Source organism: Mycobacterium sp. (assembly GCF_965230835.1).
Lineage (GTDB): Bacteria > Actinomycetota > Actinomycetes > Mycobacteriales > Mycobacteriaceae > Mycobacterium.
The window spans coordinates 2,151,454-2,167,197 of record NZ_CBDDLW010000002.1 but is presented as its reverse complement, the minus strand read 5'-3'; the positions used below and the strand labels follow the sequence as shown (position 1 = coordinate 2,167,197).

At 62.0% G+C, this 15,744-nt stretch carries 12 protein-coding genes; 8 read left to right on the top strand and 4 right to left on the bottom strand.

The window, feature by feature from the left end:
- Position 1: 1 nt before the first annotated feature.
- A complete protein-coding gene (locus ACO07W_RS10365) occupies positions 2 to 1,213 on the bottom strand; it encodes an acyl-CoA dehydrogenase family protein (RefSeq protein WP_421845923.1) in 1,212 nt (403 codons plus the stop codon).
- A gap of 162 nt (positions 1,214 to 1,375) precedes the next feature.
- Here ACO07W_RS10365 and ACO07W_RS10360 point away from each other — a divergent pair, with 162 nt between their 5' ends.
- From ACO07W_RS10360 to ACO07W_RS10345, 4 genes are all read left to right on the top strand, one after another.
- Entirely contained in the window at positions 1,376 to 1,837 is a 462-nt protein-coding gene (locus tag ACO07W_RS10360) for a nuclear transport factor 2 family protein (protein ID WP_421845922.1), read from the top strand.
- Positions 1,838 to 1,920: 83 nt separating this feature from the next.
- Complete coding sequence (locus ACO07W_RS10355) at positions 1,921 to 3,009, top strand: Re/Si-specific NAD(P)(+) transhydrogenase subunit alpha (RefSeq protein ID WP_421842916.1); 1,089 nt, start codon at positions 1,921 to 1,923, stop codon at positions 3,007 to 3,009.
- Between the two features lie 76 nt (positions 3,010 to 3,085).
- Positions 3,086 to 3,421: an NAD(P) transhydrogenase subunit alpha gene (locus ACO07W_RS10350; RefSeq protein ID WP_421845921.1), complete on the top strand. Its 336-nt coding sequence runs from the start codon at positions 3,086 to 3,088 to the stop codon at positions 3,419 to 3,421.
- The gene (locus tag ACO07W_RS10345) at positions 3,418 to 4,842 is read left to right on the top strand and encodes an NAD(P)(+) transhydrogenase (Re/Si-specific) subunit beta (RefSeq protein ID WP_421842914.1); all 1,425 of its coding nucleotides are present in this window, start codon (positions 3,418 to 3,420) and stop codon (positions 4,840 to 4,842) included. The genes ACO07W_RS10350 and ACO07W_RS10345 overlap by 4 nt, the downstream gene beginning before the upstream one ends.
- A 38-nt stretch (positions 4,843 to 4,880) precedes the next feature.
- Here the strand turns inward: ACO07W_RS10345 and ACO07W_RS10340 are convergent, their stop codons facing one another.
- Positions 4,881 to 5,009, bottom strand: a complete 129-nt coding sequence (locus ACO07W_RS10340) for a hypothetical protein (protein ID WP_421845920.1) — start codon at positions 5,007 to 5,009, stop codon at positions 4,881 to 4,883.
- A gap of 170 nt (positions 5,010 to 5,179) precedes the next feature.
- On the opposite strand from ACO07W_RS10340, the gene ACO07W_RS10335 reads away from it, so the two are divergent.
- A complete protein-coding gene (locus ACO07W_RS10335; RefSeq protein WP_421842912.1) occupies positions 5,180 to 5,803 on the top strand; it encodes a TetR/AcrR family transcriptional regulator in 624 nt (207 codons plus the stop codon).
- Between the two features lie 6 nt (positions 5,804 to 5,809).
- On the opposite strand, the gene ACO07W_RS10330 is transcribed toward ACO07W_RS10335, so the two are convergent.
- On the bottom strand, positions 5,810 to 7,324 hold the full coding sequence (locus tag ACO07W_RS10330; protein ID WP_421845919.1) for a PE family protein: 1,515 nt from the start codon (positions 7,322 to 7,324) through the stop codon (positions 5,810 to 5,812).
- 163 nt (positions 7,325 to 7,487) lie between these two features.
- On the opposite strand from ACO07W_RS10330, the gene ACO07W_RS10325 reads away from it, so the two are divergent.
- The gene (locus ACO07W_RS10325) at positions 7,488 to 8,762 is read left to right on the top strand and encodes an IS256 family transposase (protein WP_421845918.1); all 1,275 of its coding nucleotides are present in this window, start codon (positions 7,488 to 7,490) and stop codon (positions 8,760 to 8,762) included.
- A gap of 176 nt (positions 8,763 to 8,938) precedes the next feature.
- Here the strand turns inward: ACO07W_RS10325 and ACO07W_RS10320 are convergent, their stop codons facing one another.
- Positions 8,939 to 10,435 (bottom strand): PE family protein, encoded by a 1,497-nt coding sequence (locus ACO07W_RS10320; RefSeq protein ID WP_421845917.1) that lies wholly within the window; start codon positions 10,433 to 10,435, stop codon positions 8,939 to 8,941.
- A gap of 457 nt (positions 10,436 to 10,892) precedes the next feature.
- On the opposite strand from ACO07W_RS10320, the gene ACO07W_RS10315 reads away from it, so the two are divergent.
- Together ACO07W_RS10315 and ACO07W_RS10310 are read left to right on the top strand one after the other, a co-directional pair.
- Positions 10,893 to 12,344, top strand: coding sequence for a DUF7159 family protein (locus ACO07W_RS10315; protein WP_421842910.1), 1,452 nt, complete (start codon positions 10,893 to 10,895; stop codon positions 12,342 to 12,344).
- A 38-nt stretch (positions 12,345 to 12,382) separates the two neighbouring features.
- Positions 12,383 to 15,625, top strand: coding sequence for an RND family transporter (locus tag ACO07W_RS10310; protein ID WP_421842908.1), 3,243 nt, complete (start codon positions 12,383 to 12,385; stop codon positions 15,623 to 15,625).
- Positions 15,626 to 15,744: the final 119 nt, after the last annotated feature.

Below are 15,744 nucleotides of genomic sequence, written 5' to 3'. Positions count from 1 at the left end.
GTCAGGTCACCGCCGCCGCGAACGCGGATTTCTCCCGCGACAGCTCGGCGCGCGCGATTGATCGCATGTGCACCTCGTCGGGGCCGTCGAAGATGCGCATGGCGCGGTGCCAGCCGTACAGGCGGGCTAGCGGCGTGTCGTCGCTGACGCCGGCAGCTCCATACACCTGGATTGCGCGGTCGATGACGTCACAGGCCACGCGCGGGGCGACCGCCTTTATCATTGCCACCAGGTGGCGGGCTTCCTTGTTGCCGTGTTGGTCGATCGTCCACGCGGCCTTCTCGCATAGCAGCCTGGCCTGGTCGATTTCGTTGCGAGACGTGGCGATCGCCTGTTGTACGACGCCTTGCTCGGCCAGCGGGCGACCGAAGGCGACTCGTTTAGCTGCCCGGTTCACCATCATTGCCAGCGCGCGCTCGGCGCCGCCGAGCGCGCGCATACAGTGGTGTATTCGGCCGGGCCCCAACCGCGCTTGGGCGATGGCGAAGCCGGTGCCCTCTTCGCCGAGCAAATTGGTGGCCGGCACCGTGACGTTGTCGTAGACGATTTCGCAATGGCCGTGCTGGTCTTGCCAGCCGAACACTGGATTAGAGCGGACAATAGTTAGTCCTGGGGTGTCTATGGGCACCAGAATCATCGACTGCTGCTTGTGCGGGGCCGCTTCCGGGTTGGTGCGGCCCATCACGATGAGGATCTTGCAGCGTGGGTCGGCAGCCCCGGACGTCCACCATTTTCGCCCGTTGATGATGTAATCGTCGCCGGCGCGCGAGATGGTGGTTTCGATGTTGCGTGCATCGCTGCTGGCTACGGCCGGCTCGGTCATCGAGAAGGCGCTGCGGATCTCACCGTTCAGCAACGGCTGCAGCCACTGTGCACGTTGCGGGTCGGTGCCGAACATGTGCAGGATTTCCATGTTGCCGGTATCTGGGGCCGCGCAGTTCAGCGCCTCCGGAGCGATTTCCAAGCTCCAACCGGTCAACTCGGCCAGCGGCGCGTATTCCAGGTTGGTCAATCCCGACTCAGCGGGCAGGAATAGGTTCCACAGTCCTTGTTCTTTGGCCTTAACTTTCAGTTTCGCGACGATCGGCGGCAGGGTGTGGTCATGTGGGCCAGCGTCACGCCGATATTTGTCGTAATCAGCCTCAGCTGCAAAGACGTATTCCGTCATGAAGTCGGACAACCGCTTGTGGTAGTCGATGGCCTTAGGCGACATCGCGAAGTCCATTCCGCCACGATAGGGCACGTACGCGGGCGCGCACGTGCAGGCCGTGAGCAGCCGCCGTTCGCGCGATTCCCGGCTTGCACAAGAGGCATGCCGCTCGGGCCCGCACGTGCTCAAGTTTCGTGTTCGGGCACGATGGGCAGCGTGACTGAAATCCCGCAGCGTCGGCCCCCGTTTCCGCCCTTCACCGCCGAAACGGCGATCCAGAAGGTGCAGGCCGCTGAGGATGCCTGGAATACCCGCGACCCCGAACTGGTCAGCCTGGCCTACACACCCGATTCGCAATGGCGGAACCGCGAGCTGCACATCGTTGGCCGGGACGAGATCGTGGCGTTTCTGACCCGCAAGTGGCAGAGCGAGCTGGATTATTCACTGCGCAAGAGCCTGTGGGCGTTCTGCGACAATCGAATTGCGGTGCGGTTCCAGTACGAATCCCGCGACCATGCCGGTCAGTGGTACCGCAGCTACGGCAACGAACTGTGGGAGTTCACGTCGTCGGGGCTGATGTCGCGTCGTGAAGCGAGCATCAACGATGTGTCGATCGTTGAATCCGATCGGCGATATTTCGGCCCTCGCTCGGTATCGGAGCACGGCTGGGAACTACCGCTCTGGTAGCCCGGTAGGGTTTTACACCACGTCGGCAACCAGCTGGCGAGGTAATCCATCAGGGACGGACAAAGAAAGTAGATGCACGCGCCATGACAGATCCGCAGACGACGGTCGGGGTGGTTGCTGAGTCGGGGCCTGACGAGCGGCGCGTTGCTCTGGTGCCGAAGGCGGTCGCGTCCCTAGTGAATAGCGGCGTCTCGGTTGTGGTTGACGCCGGTGCAGGTCGGCGGGCGCTGCTTCCCGACGAGCTCTACCGAGACGCTGGTGCCAGCATCGGGGATGCATGGGCCGCAGACGTTGTCGTTAAGGTTGCACCGCCGACCACCGATGAGGTCAACCGACTGCGAAGCGGGCAGACCCTGATCGGCTTCCTCGCGCCGCGAAACGCCACCAACACGATCGGAGCCCTGACTGATGCGGGCGTGCAGGCGTTCGCGCTGGAGGCGATACCGCGAATTTCACGAGCACAGGTGATGGATGCGTTGTCGTCGCAGGCCAACGTTGCCGGCTACAAAGCCGTGCTGCTCGCGGCGTCGGAGGCGACGCGGTTCTTCCCCATGCTGACGACCGCGGCGGGCACGGTGAAGCCCGCCACGGTGTTGGTGCTCGGCGTCGGCGTCGCCGGTCTGCAGGCGTTGGCGACGGCCAAACGGCTGGGTGCCCGCACTACCGGCTATGACGTGCGCCCCGAGGTAGCCGATCAGGTGCGTTCGGTCGGTGCCCAGTGGCTCGATGTTGGCGTCTCGGCGGTCGGTGAGGGAGGATACGCCCGCGAGCTCACCGAACAGGAACGTGCCCAACAGCAGAAAGCGCTTGAGGAGGCGATCACCGGGTTCGACGTGGTCATTACTACCGCCCTTGTCCCCGGCCGCCCGGCGCCTCGGCTGGTGACCGCTGCTGCGGTCGAGGGCATGAAGCCAGGCAGTGTGGTGGTGGATCTGGCTGGTGAGACTGGCGGTAATTGCGAATTGACCGAGCCGGGCCAAACGGTCGTCAGGCACGGCGTCACTATCGCCGCGCCGCTGAACCTAACCGCGACGATGCCCGAGCACGCCAGCGAGCTTTACAGCAAGAACATTACGGCGCTGCTGGACTTGTTAATCAAGGACGGCAAGCTGAACCCGGATTTCGACGACGAAGTCATCGCGGAGTCTTGTGTGACTCGCGTCGGCGGCTAGGCAGAGTGCAGCGCTGAGGAGAAGCGGCGCTAGCGCCCTCGCGGAAGAGGACTGAGAGGACAGCGAAATGCTTGGGATGTACGACGAACTTTTGGAAAATCTGGCGATCCTGGTCCTGTCCGGGTTCGTCGGGTTCACGGTGATCTCCAAGGTGCCCAACACCTTGCACACCCCGCTGATGTCGGGGACCAACGCCATTCATGGTGTTGTCGTGCTGGGCGCGCTGGTGGTGCTTGGTGAGGTCGAGCATCCGTCGCTGGCTATCCAGATCATTCTGTTCATCGCGGTGGTGTTCGGCACGCTGAACGTGATTGGTGGCTTTATCGTCACTGACCGCATGCTGGGAATGTTCAAGGCCAAAAAGCCCGCTGCATCGTCGGGTCAGCCTTCGTCTGATGAGGTCGCTCGATGAACTACTTCGTTGCGGTGCTCTACGTCATTTCGTTTACGCTGCTGATCTACGGATTGATGGGCCTGACCGGCCCCAAGACCGCAGTGCGCGGTAACTTGATCGCAGCGGTGGGTATGACCATCGCCGTGGCGGCGACGCTGGTCATGATCCGGCACACCAGCCAATGGCCGTTGATTATTGCCGGCCTTGCCGTGGGTGTTGTGCTCGGCGTGCCTCCGGCGCGACTGACCAAAATGACCGCGATGCCGCAGCTGGTGGCGTTCTTCAACGGCGTTGGAGGCGGCACCGTAGCGTTGATCGCGCTTGCGGAGTTCATCGAGACCACTGGCTTTTCCGCTTTTCAGCACGATGAGTCGCCAACCGTGCACATCGTGGTGGCATCGTTGTTCGCTGCGATCATCGGTTCGATCTCGTTCTGGGGGTCGATTGTCGCGTTCGGCAAGTTGCAGGAGATCATTTCGGGCCGGCCGATTGGCTTCGGGAAACTGCAGCAACCCTTGAACCTGCTGCTGCTGGCTGCGGCGGTCGCCGCCGCGGTCGTTATCGGCCTGAACTCGCATCCCGGGACCGGTGGGGCGCCGTTGTGGTGGATGATCGGGCTGCTGGTTGCCGCTGGAGTGCTCGGTCTCATGGTGGTACTGCCGATCGGCGGTGCCGACATGCCGGTGGTGATCTCGATGCTCAATGCCATGACAGGGTTGTCGGCCGCTGCGGCGGGTCTGGCGCTGAACAATACCGCGATGATCGTGGCGGGCATGATCGTCGGCGCGTCCGGCTCGATCCTGACCAACCTCATGGCCAAGGCGATGAATCGCTCCATTCCGGCGATCGTCGCCGGCGGCTTCGGTGGCGGCGGGATCGCCCCGAGCGGTGGCGGCGGTGGCGAGAAGCACGTGAAGTCCACCTTGGCTGCGGACGCCGCTATTCAGCTGGCGTACGCCAATCAGGTGATCGTGGTGCCGGGTTACGGCTTGGCTGTTGCGCAGGCCCAACACGCCGTCAAAGATTTAGCGAACCTGTTGGAAGACCGCGGCGTAGAGGTGAAGTACGCGATACACCCAGTAGCTGGCCGGATGCCCGGGCATATGAACGTGCTGCTGGCCGAGGCCGAGGTCGACTACGACGCGATGAAAGACATGGACGACATCAACGACGAATTCGCTCGCACCGACGTCACCATCGTGATCGGCGCTAACGACGTGACCAATCCGGCGGCGAGGAACGACCCGACCTCGCCAATTCACGGGATGCCGATCCTGAATGTAGACAAGTCGAGGTCGGTTATCGTGCTTAAGCGGTCGATGAATTCCGGGTTCGCCGGGATCGATAACCCGCTGTTTTATGCGGAGGCCACGACGATGTTGTTCGGTGACGCGAAGAAATCGGTCACACAGGTCGCCGAGGAACTCAAGGCGTTATAGCCCGGAAAGGAGCCGGGCGCAGAACGGTCGACGAATTTCTAGACCGGCGGGTAGGCCGGTGGCGGGAATCCGTTTCCGTCCTCAACACCCCGGATTCCCCAGGTCAGATACCCGATGAACCACTCGATTTCATCACTGCCGTCGTAGTCCGGAGTGGGGTTCATCAGGTCACCTCTCGACGCGCGGCGTGGTTCGACAGAAATTCTAGTCCCATCCACGTCGATACGACAGGCAGTCCTCGTCCTAAACTGTCCAACCAGTTGATTGATTTTTACACCTCATTCGGCGACCCGGGGTTGTGATCAGGGGCCGTCGCAGCGACGATAGGCGAGCATAGATGTCATCCGAAAGTGGCCTTTCGCGCCGTGAGGAGCTGCTGGCGGTAGCCACCAAGCTGTTTGCGGCTCGCGGTTATCACGGCACCCGGATGGACGACGTAGCGGATGTGATCGGTCTCAACAAGGCGACGGTGTACCACTACTACGCCAGCAAGTCGCTGATCCTGTTCGACATCTACCGCCAGGCGGCTGAAGGAACGCTGGCCGCGGTGCATGATGACCCATCCTGGACGGCCCGTGAAGCGCTCTACCAGTACACCGTCCGCCTGCTCACCGGGATCGCCGGCAATCCCGAGCGGGCCGCCGTGTATTTCCAGGAGCAGCCCTACATCACCGAGTGGTTTACCGCCGAGCAGGTTGCCGAGGTCCGGGAAAAAGCAGCTCAGGTCTACGAGCATGTGCACGGCCTCATCGACCGCGGGATTGCCAGCGGCGAGTTTTATGAGTGCGACTCGCACGTACTGGCACTGGGCTATATCGGGATGACGCTTGGCAGCTACCGCTGGTTGCGCCCGAGCGGACGACGTACGGCTAAGGAAATCGCGGCTGAATTCAGCCGGGCACTGTTGCGCGGGCTGATTCGTGACGAATCCATCCGGCAAAAGTCCCCGCTCGGACCCTAGCGTTAATCACGGAAATACCGGCGGGGGAATCAGTCGCAGCACGTCCCCGATCGCGCCACTGAGTACCGAGAGCGCCGTCACTTGCCGTTGGTCGAAGTAGAAATGAAGTCCCGGATTCGTCGATGGAACCCAGGGGTAGCTGTCCGGGTACCACTCTGGCCCAAGGAGTCCGGCTTGCACCCCGATTTCCACTACAGCGCCGTATGGCGCCTGCAGTGATCCCTTGAGCAGGTAGTAACTGACGGCGAACGGGTTGGGCACCGAGAACAGTGCGGCCGGTGTGGGAACGTCGGCATAGTTACCGCCGGGTCCGTAGTCGGCGTAACCCAAATCGACGAGCACGCGCAGTTGCGGCTGAATCAGCGCGGCGAGCGGGGGACCCGCGTAGGGGATATCGCGGATCGGCTGGACCAAGGGGAGGTCCTGGGTCAGGACCATGTAGTACTCGGTGTTGCCCGTGTAGCCCGGAGACGTCGGCAGCGGCACAGCGTTATCGATCTCGGCGGCGGTGAGATCAGGGTAAGTGTTATGGGCATAGAAATAGCCCATAACGGCATTGATGTCGGAAAGGATATGTAGCGGGTACTGGGGTAGATGGGCGATTGGGTCGTACTGAACCGTGTAAATCTTCGTCGGATAGGGATTGTCCGCCGGAGTCGCGCCATTGAATGGCACATCCAGAAAGGGGAGGTAAAAGCCGGGGAAACGGGAGAGGATCCCGCCGTTAGGGTTGTTCGGGTGGCCAACCAGAACGAAGGACAAGTCGTCGGGGTTGGGTGCGCCGGTATCCATCGCCATCAGGGCAGTGATTTCACTGTGGGCAATTGCAGCGCTTTGCGAGAACCCGAAAACAACCACCTTGTTTCCAGCGGCCAATTCGGCATTGATCGCGCTATCCAGTAGAGGTACGCCCTGGGTAACGGATTGGTTGTATGTCAGGTTGCCGAGCTCGGGGGTTACCGGCCAGAACTGCTCGGGGGTGAAGACGGCTTTCCCGACCACACCCGGGAAGATGGGCTGGATGTAGCTGCTGTTGATCCTTGCTAAGTACTCAGCATCGGGAAACGGATTGCCGGTGTGGCCCATTATCAACGAGACCACCGGCTCCGCCGCCAGCCCCAAGCTAGCCATGACGGGCGCGTTGGTCACGCTGGCCTCGGCGGTGCTGGTTGGCGTACCCCCCAATAGCAACTGGATGGGCGTGTTGACGGCATTCAGCGCGGTTGAGATTGCTGCGCTGTTGATCGCCTCGGCGTAGGCGTAGGCGTTGGCCGCGTGCGCCAATGCCGCAGTGAACTGCCGGTGGAACCCTGCGGCCTGTTCAACGATCGCGCGATATTCCTGGGCGTATGTGTTGAACAGCGTCGCGGCTGCCGCCGAGACCTCATCGCCGGCCGCGGCCAGCACGTGGGATATCGGGTCCGTGGCGGCCGCGTTGGCCGTGCGAATCGCCGAGGCGATGTCGTCTACCTCGGTGGCGGCGGTCACCAGAATTTCAGGCGTAGTGAGTACGTAAGACATTGCCTGTCCTTCCCCAAACCGGTGCGCCTTCCGGTCGGGTCGCGTCTCATCGCTGGTGTAAATGGTCACGGGCGTAGGTTCCGTCGCAACCGACGAAAGCTATGAAGGAGGGGCTACGCCCGTGACCAAGCGAGTATCGCCGATTGAGCGTGTGCGTGTTGAGATGGATCAGTTGTTCGCCGCGACCGAGCGGCCGTTGACCGAGATTTTGGAGGAGGTCGGGCGGTTATCGGTGCGTCTGGTGTTTCAGGTCGCCGTGGAGGCCGAGGTAGAAGCAGTGTTGGGCCGAGCCCGTCACCAGCGTCGGGTTCAGGACGGCCCGGGCGGGTACCGCAATGGGTATCAACCGCCGGCGACGGTGAAGACCACGATGGGCTCGGTCGAATTATGCCGCCCGAAACTACGCGACACCGACGAGCGGTTCTGTTCGCGGCTATTCGGTGCCGGGGTGACGCGCACCCACGCTCTGGAGGCGTTGGTGATTTCGGGATGGGTGCGCGGTTTGTCGGATCGCGACATCGAGGCCGCGTTGGCCGAGGTGCTGGGCTCGCAGGCGGCGTTGTCGCGCTCGACGGTGAGCCGGATTTGTGCGGCCATCAAAGACGAGTTCGCTGCGTGGTCGTCTCGACGCCTTGATGAGCTGGTGTTGGACTACCTGTTCTTGGATGCCTCGAACTTTCGGATGCATCCCAACGCCCCGGCCGAGCCGGTGCTGGCCGCCTGGGGCATCTGCACCGACGGCAAGCCCCTGTTTATTGGGCTGGCCCCAGCCGCAGCGGAGTCGGCTGATGCGTGGGCCGGCTTCTTGGCTGACCTGAGGAACCGGGGACTACGCCCGCCGCTACTGGGCATCTCCGACGGGGCGCCGGGCCTGATCGCCGCATGGGAGACCACGTTTCCGGCAAGCCTGCGTCAGCGGTGTCTGATCCATCGCTGCCGTAACGTCATCGCCAAGACACCTGTCGCGGTCCAGGACGAGATCAAAGCCGCGTTCTGGTCGATCTTCGATGACATTGACCAGCCACCCGGCCAGCAGGCCGTGGATGAAGCCACCCGCCGCGCCGAGGAGTTCACCACCACATACCGCGGGCTCTACCCAGCCGCGGTCGCTTGCCTGGCCAACGACTTCGCCTCGCTGAGCGTGCATTTGCGCTTCCCCCGCCAACACTGGACACGCATCCGCCATTCCAACCTCATCGAACGCACCTTCGGAGAATCCCGTCGCCGGGTCAAGGTCATCGGCCGCCTACCCGGCGAAACCAGCTGTCTGTCGCTGGTATGGGCCGTCCTCGACCGCGCCAGCCGCGGCTGGCGCGGAGTCACCCAAACATCAGCGACCAGCCGCCACCTCCAAGAACTACGCCACCAACTGCTCGAGCCACCCCGCCCACTGCATCCCCCCACCACAACAACCACGACCGACACCACCGCCGCGTAACATGACCACCAGGAACATGCGCCCAGCGTTTTTACACCAGTCCTAAGACGCCACCTCCGGTCGAACTGGACCGAACTGCTGGCACAAGGATTTGGTATCTATGAGAGTAGAACTCTCGTAGAGGTACGTCCGGAAATTGGACAAGCTGGGGTCGGCTGACCTGAGCCAGTATTGGCCTAGGTAGCCGGCGGAATCAATTCCAGTATCGGACCGAGGGCGCCGCCGAGTAGAGAAAGCCCGGTAACGCTCGACTGGCCCAGGCTGATATTGAGCCCGGGAGCCAGGGACGGAACGTACGGGTATATGTCCGGCCGGAAGGACTCCGGCAGCAATCCGATCTCGACCAGCGCAGCCGTGGGCCCCTGAATCGCTGCCTGGGCCAGGTTGTAGGTGATGCTGATCGGGTTAGGTATCTGGATGAGCGCGGCCGGCGTCGGTATATCGGCATAGTTGCCGGTTGCTCCGTAGTCGACGTAGCCCAAGTCGACGAGTACCCGCAGAGTTGGTTGGATCAGTTCGGCCAACGGGGGCCCGATGATGGGGATGTCGCGGATCGGCTGGACCAGCGGGAGGTCCTGCGTGGGGAGCATGTAGTAGCTGGTGTTCCCGGTGTAGCCGGGCGACGTGGGTAGCAGTTCGGCGCCGGCGAGCTGCTCGGGTGTGAGCCATGGATATTGGCCGTGCAGGTACTGGAATCCAAGTAAAGAGTTGAGGGTCGCGAAGGGATTGAGTGGGTATTGCGGTGCGTGAGCGGCGCCGTCGTACTGCATTGTGTAGATAGAGGTCGGATACGGATTATCCGCTGGGGTCGCACCGTTGAAGGGCACATCCATAAGCGGGATATAAAAGCCAGGGAAGCGTGAGAATAGTCCGCCGACGGGATTATTGGGACTACCTACCATGGTGAAGGATAGGTCGGCAGGGTTGGGTGCGTCGGCGCCCATCCCCATCAGCGCGAGGATTTCATTGTTTATGATCGTGGCGCTCGACGAGTAGCCGAAAACATCGACCCTATTTCCCAAGTCCAGCTCGTTCATGATCGCGGTATGCAGCAGAGCCACGCCTTCTCTGGTCGACTGGTTGAACGTCATCATGCCCAGCTCGGGATTGTTCGGCCAGAATTGTTGCGGCGTGAATAGCCCTTGCCCAGTGGCGCCCGGGAAGATGGGCTGGATGTAGTTGTTGTTGACAGCCGCGACGTATTCGGGAATAGGTCCCGGGTTTCCGGTGCCGCCCATGATGAGCGCCGTTATCGGCGACGTTGACGCCGACGGCACGATTGATTCCAACGTGCTGACGAAGCTGGATTCGGTGCTGGCGACTGGCGCACCCCCCAGCAGCGTCTGGATTGGTGCGTTAATCGTGTCGAGCACGTTGGACATCGCGGCCGCGTTGGCGGCCTCGGCTTGCGCGTAGGCATTGCCGGCGGCGGTAAGGGCCGCAGTGAACTCGCTCTGGAACGCTGCCGCCTGTTTGATGAGCGCCTGACATTCCTGACCGTATGAATTGAATAATGCCGCGGTAGCCGTTGACACCTCGTCGGCGGCCGCGGCCAGGGCCGTGGTGGTGGGTCCGGCCGCAGCTGCGGTGGCCTCGCTCATCGTCGAGCCGACCCGGGCTACAGCGCTGGCTGCCGTTGTCAACCGTTCGGCGTCTGCGATCACGTAGGTCATCGCCGAAAATCCTCCTTGGTCGACCGGGGCTAGCGCAGCTACTCGCAGAGCGTAGAGCGTATGCAGCAGGAAGTCTGGCGATTTCGCCAACGGTCGCGGACCCTCGGACCGTTGTGTGCCGATTGTGTGCCGATTGTGTGCCGATTGTGGCCCGCCCGGGCGCGCGGCAGCTATCTGCGGGGGATTTTGCTGGGTGAATGGCCGGTTCAGTAGCTGTGGCTCCGAAATCGTGATCAGGTCCCGCGGCTGCAACCGACTTAATGCAGCAGCATTCGACCGCTTGGCCCGGCATCATTCGCAAGACAGGTGATTAGGAGGGCAGCTTGAGTGATTCGGAAGACAGTTTGCGCCACTCCGCCCGAAACCCTGCGGACCGGTCTCTCAGGTGAGAGAGTAGGTATCTTCGGGGCAGGGGGTGAGACACGCCCAGGGGTTGGAGCTTGAAGGGAGATTCTTTGTGGGTTTCGCATTGGGTTTGGCGATGTCGTCGACGTGGGTCCGGTTTCTGCTGGTGGAGGGGTCGGATGGGTGTGGTGGGTTGGTGGAGTGTGATGAGTTTGAGGTGAGTCGGGCTGGGGGGGTGTCGGCGCCGAGTATTTCTGAGCATGTGGTTTCTGTTGTTTTGGGTACTCAGGCGGTGGCTGCGGCGCGTGGTCATGTGTTGGCCAGGGTGGCGATTACCTGGACTGAGGATGTGGGTACTGAGGCGTCGTTGGTTGTGGAGTCGTTGAGCTGTTTGGGGATCGACACGGTGGTGGCGGTGCCGATGTTGGATGCGGCTGAGGCTGTTGCGTGTCGGGTTGCTGAGTCTGGTGGGGTGGCTACGACGGCGGTGTTTGTGGTGGAGTCGGATTCGGCGGTGGCCACTGTTGTTGGTGCTGGTGGGTCGGTGTCAGATGTCGAGAGCCAGGTGTATCGCGGTTGCTTCGGGTCGGGTGAGGCGCTGCGGAGTTTGGTGGTGTCGATGTTGGCGCATTTGTCGGATCAGCCTGATGTGGTGTTTGTGGCGGGGGCGGTTGGTGATTTCGACGAGGTTGTTGGGTGTCTTGGTGAGGTTTCTGGGGTGTCGGTGTGTGCGGTTGAGCAGGCGGGATTGGCGCTGGCGCGTGGTGCGGTGATTGCTGCGGCGGGTTCGGTGTCGGGGGGCTGTGTTGGTGAGCTGAGTCAGCAGGGCGGTGTTGGGGGCTTGGGTGCTGAGTCGGTGTGTGGTGATGGGTCGTCGTTGCCGTTGTTGTTTGTTCCGCGTACGGCTCGGTTGGCGATGTTGGATGGGTTGTCGACGGTGGAGGTGGCCGATTCGGTGGTGGGGTCGGATCGGCGTCGGCGGGCGGTGACTTCGGCGCATGTGTTGTCGGTGGTGTTGATCGGGGCGGTGGTGAGTTTTCTGGTGTCGACGACGTTGGCTTTTAGTAATAAGTCGGTGGCTGGTTCGTCGTCGGTGGACTCGTCGGGGTCTGGTGAGCGTCGGTTGACAGCGAGTGCGTCTGATTCCTCTGGTGTGGCGGCTGCTGCTGAGCAGCCGTTGTTTATTCCGAGTCTTAATGGTCTTTCGTCGGATGTTTCGCCGGCTGGGTCAGCTGGGGTGTCGGGGCCGGCGCCGTCGGTTGATGACCAGTCTGGTGTTGGCTCGGCTGGGCCGCCGGCGATCTTGGCTGCGGGTAAGCCGCAGGTGGCACCCGATGTTGTGGCTATCCTGCAAAACCTGTTCAAAGGTGCTTCCCCGAACCCGAACATCCTGGGAATCCCGCACGGGACACCACCACAAAACCCACCGCTAAACGACCAAGGCGGCTCAGATTCGTCGGTGGCTCCTCTTCCTGAACCGTTGATGCTCGCGATTTCAGGTCTCCACAGGATTGCGATCCCCGGTCCGAATCTTCCGACACAGAATTCGGCTGGCAAGCGGTAGCCGCAACGTCGCCACTCTGAAACTGTGAGATCTCGATCGTGACATTAGTCAGTAGTCGGATTTTCGGCGAAGTTCGGCGCATAAAGAGTGGTGACTCGGCGGAAGACCCGGCTGTGCCAACGTCGGCGGCAGCGAGCCCCGCCGGCGAGGCCGGTCAACGCTTTTATCGCTTCAGGTGGCCCGCTGTCCTGAGCTTCGACTGGCTGGGGGCGCTCGCGGTGCGCCGACCGTTGACGATCATCGGCTTGTGGATCGTTGCTTCGGCGGTGCTGATGCTTACGCTTCCGTCGCTTAAAGAGATCGGCAACTCGAATCCGAGTGTGCCGCTGCCGCCCGATGCGCCATCGAGGGTGGCCGCCCAGGCGATGGTGAAGGCGTACGGAGAGTCGGGATCGCAGAACCTTCTTTTGGTTTTGCTGACCGACATTCGGGGCCTGAGCCCCGGTGACGAGGCGACTTATCGGCACCTCGTCGCCACCCTGGGCGCGGACAAACGCCATGTGTTGGCCTTGCAGGACTTCGTGGCGACACCGGACATCCGTGACTTGATGACTAGTGCTGATAAAAAGGCATGGATATTGCCGGTCAGCCTGGTGGGCGATCCGGGGACACCGCAGGCCGACAACACTTTCAAACAAGTTGTGTCGGAGGTAAAAGCCGTCTTAGCTGACGGCGGCGATACTTCGCTGACTGCTAGTTTTGCCGGTCCCGCGGCGACGGCTGGCGAAATCGCGACCCGCAGCGAGCGTGACGTGCACGTCATTGGAATCGCTTCCGCGGTCATCGTTCTAGCTATCTTGCTGATCGTCTACCGCAACCTGGTGACCGTTCTGTTGCCGCTGGCCACGATCGGCATCGCGACTGTGGTTGCGCAACGAAGTGTGGCGGGCCTTGCTCATCTTGGTTTGGCTGTGTCTAGCCGGACGATCGTGCTCATGACAGTCACGATGCTGGGCGCGGGTACTGGCTATGCGGTGTTCCTCATCAGCCGCTACCACGAGTTTTTGCGGTCCGGTTCGTTGTCGGATGACGCGGTGCGGCGGTCGCTGGCCAGCACCGGCAACGTATTCGCGGCCTGGGCAGCGACCCTCGCCGCTGCCTTCCTGGCAGTCAGGTTTGCGCGGCTTGGTGTGTTCTCGACGGTTGGCCCGGCGCTTGCGGTCACGGTGGCGGTCGGTTTTCTCGCGGCGGTCACGCTGTTGCCGGCTTTGCTCTGCGTCGCGGGCAGACGCGGCTGGATCGCGCCGAGCCCCGACTTGACGGCCCAGTTTTGGCGCCGTTCTGCGGTTACTGTCGTGCGGCGGCCAGTGCCCCATTTGGTGCTCAGCGTTGTCGTCCTTATTGCCTTGGCGGCCTGCACGTTTTTTGTGCGCGTGGACCATGACGACCGCAATATGCTGTCGGCCGCCTCCGAGAGCAATCGTGGTTACGCCGCAATTGAGAAGCATTTTCCAAATAACTCCGCAATTCCGCTGTATCTTCTGGTGCGGTCGCCCCATGACCTGCGGACGTCGAGGTCGCTGGCGGACCTGGAGCTGATGGCTAGCCGGGTGAGCCAGGTGCCCGATGTGAGCGTGGTTCGTGGTCTCACGAGGCCGGGCGGGCAGCCGCTGGAGCGGGCGAAAGTGTCTTATCAGGTTGGCCGGGTCGGCTCACAGCTGTCCGGTGCGGCATCACATATCGCCGATGAAGCCGGCGAGCTGAATTCGTTGCGCAACGGTTCGAAGATGCTCGCGGATACGCTCGCAAGTATCAGTGCCACGGCCGACCAATCGCTAGGGATGGTTGGGGGTCTGGTGGATGCGGCCGCCGACCTAGCCCAACAATTCGATAGCGCCCAGACGCTAGACCTCATCGACGGTGCGTTGTTGCTTGTCAAGAGGTTGAACTTAATAGGCGACATGATGGGAGTGAGCCTGGCCGATCAGCGGGGCTTTTTCAACGTGGTGGGACCGGTGGTGGAAGGTCTCAATGCCAGTCCGGTCTGCAACGTCAACGCATCCTGTTCGGCCACGAGAGCCTACCTAGTCCGCTTGGTTCACGCGCGCGATGACGGCACGTTCGACACGCTCAGCGACTTCAGTCGCAAATTGCAGGCGGTCCAGGGTAACGGCAACATCGATGAAGTCATCAGCAAACTGCACGTGTTTGTGCGCGCCGCTATCAATGCGGTGAGATCGCTAGGCATCAACGGGACGTCCGCGTTGCGCAAGCAAATCGATACCTGGCTAACCGCTGCTACGGGTCTAGCCCAGGGCTCACATGACCTGGCCGAAGGAGTTCAAGCTCTCGTCGAGCGGACCAGGAAAATGGGCGTAGGCCTCAACCAGGCAGGAGAGATCCTGTCGGTGATCAGAAACGACGCTTCACAACCGTCGATGGCGGGTTTCTTCATTCCCGAGCAAGCTTTGGCTTCTCCCGATTTCAAGAATGTCGCCGCGACGACGGTGTCGGAAGACGGCCACATGGTTCGCTATTTGGTGCAATCGAAGCTGAGCCCATTCAGCACTGCGGCGATGGAGCAGGTGGATGCTATTCAGAATGCGGCCCGCAGCGCGCAGCCGAACACCACCCTGTCGGACGCCACCATCTCCCTAGCCGGCATTCCGGTCGTGAACCGAGATGTGCACGATTATTCTGGTAACGCCTTCAGGTATGTGAGCATCGTGATAATCCTCGTGGCGCTGGCCGTCTTGATGCTGCTGCTACGCGCTGTTGTTGCGCCTCTTTACCTGGTCGGGTCGGCGATCGTCGGGTACCTGGCGGCGCTCGGGATCGGGGTAGCCGTCTTCCAGGTGTTGTTGCATCAACCACTTTCATGGACTGTGCCAGGGACTGCCTTTTTGGTGCTGATCGCGGTTGGTGCCAATTACAACTTGTTGCTGATGTCGCGCGTCCATGATTATTCGCCGCGCGCGATCCGCTCCGGTGTGATCCGTTCAGCGACTTCGGTGGGTGGGGCGATCACCGCTGCGGGCGTGATCTTTGCCGCCTCAATGTTTAGCCTCGTGTTCAGCAGCATGACCGCGGTGGCTCAGACCGGATTTGTCGTTGGCGTCGGCCTACTGCTCGATGCGTTTCTGGTGCGGACGTTTACGGTGCCGGCGCTCTCCGCGCTGGTCGGCAGGATCAACTGGTGGCCGTCGGGAGCGATGGCCGCATTGCGACGCCGGCGCGCACTGCGCGAGGCGATTACTGCCGCGGTGTACCGGGGTGAGTTGTTGCGGCCGGAAGACATCCGGCCGGTATTTAGTCGGTCGTCGCGTCGAACCGCCGATTGACGCGCGGGCTGTCCAATGGCCTGGGAGTGGTCTTAGCGGATCGTTATCACGCTGCGGATATGTTTGCTCGTGGAGGGTCGGGGTGCTGCCGGTCCGAAGTCGACAACGGGGATCATGGT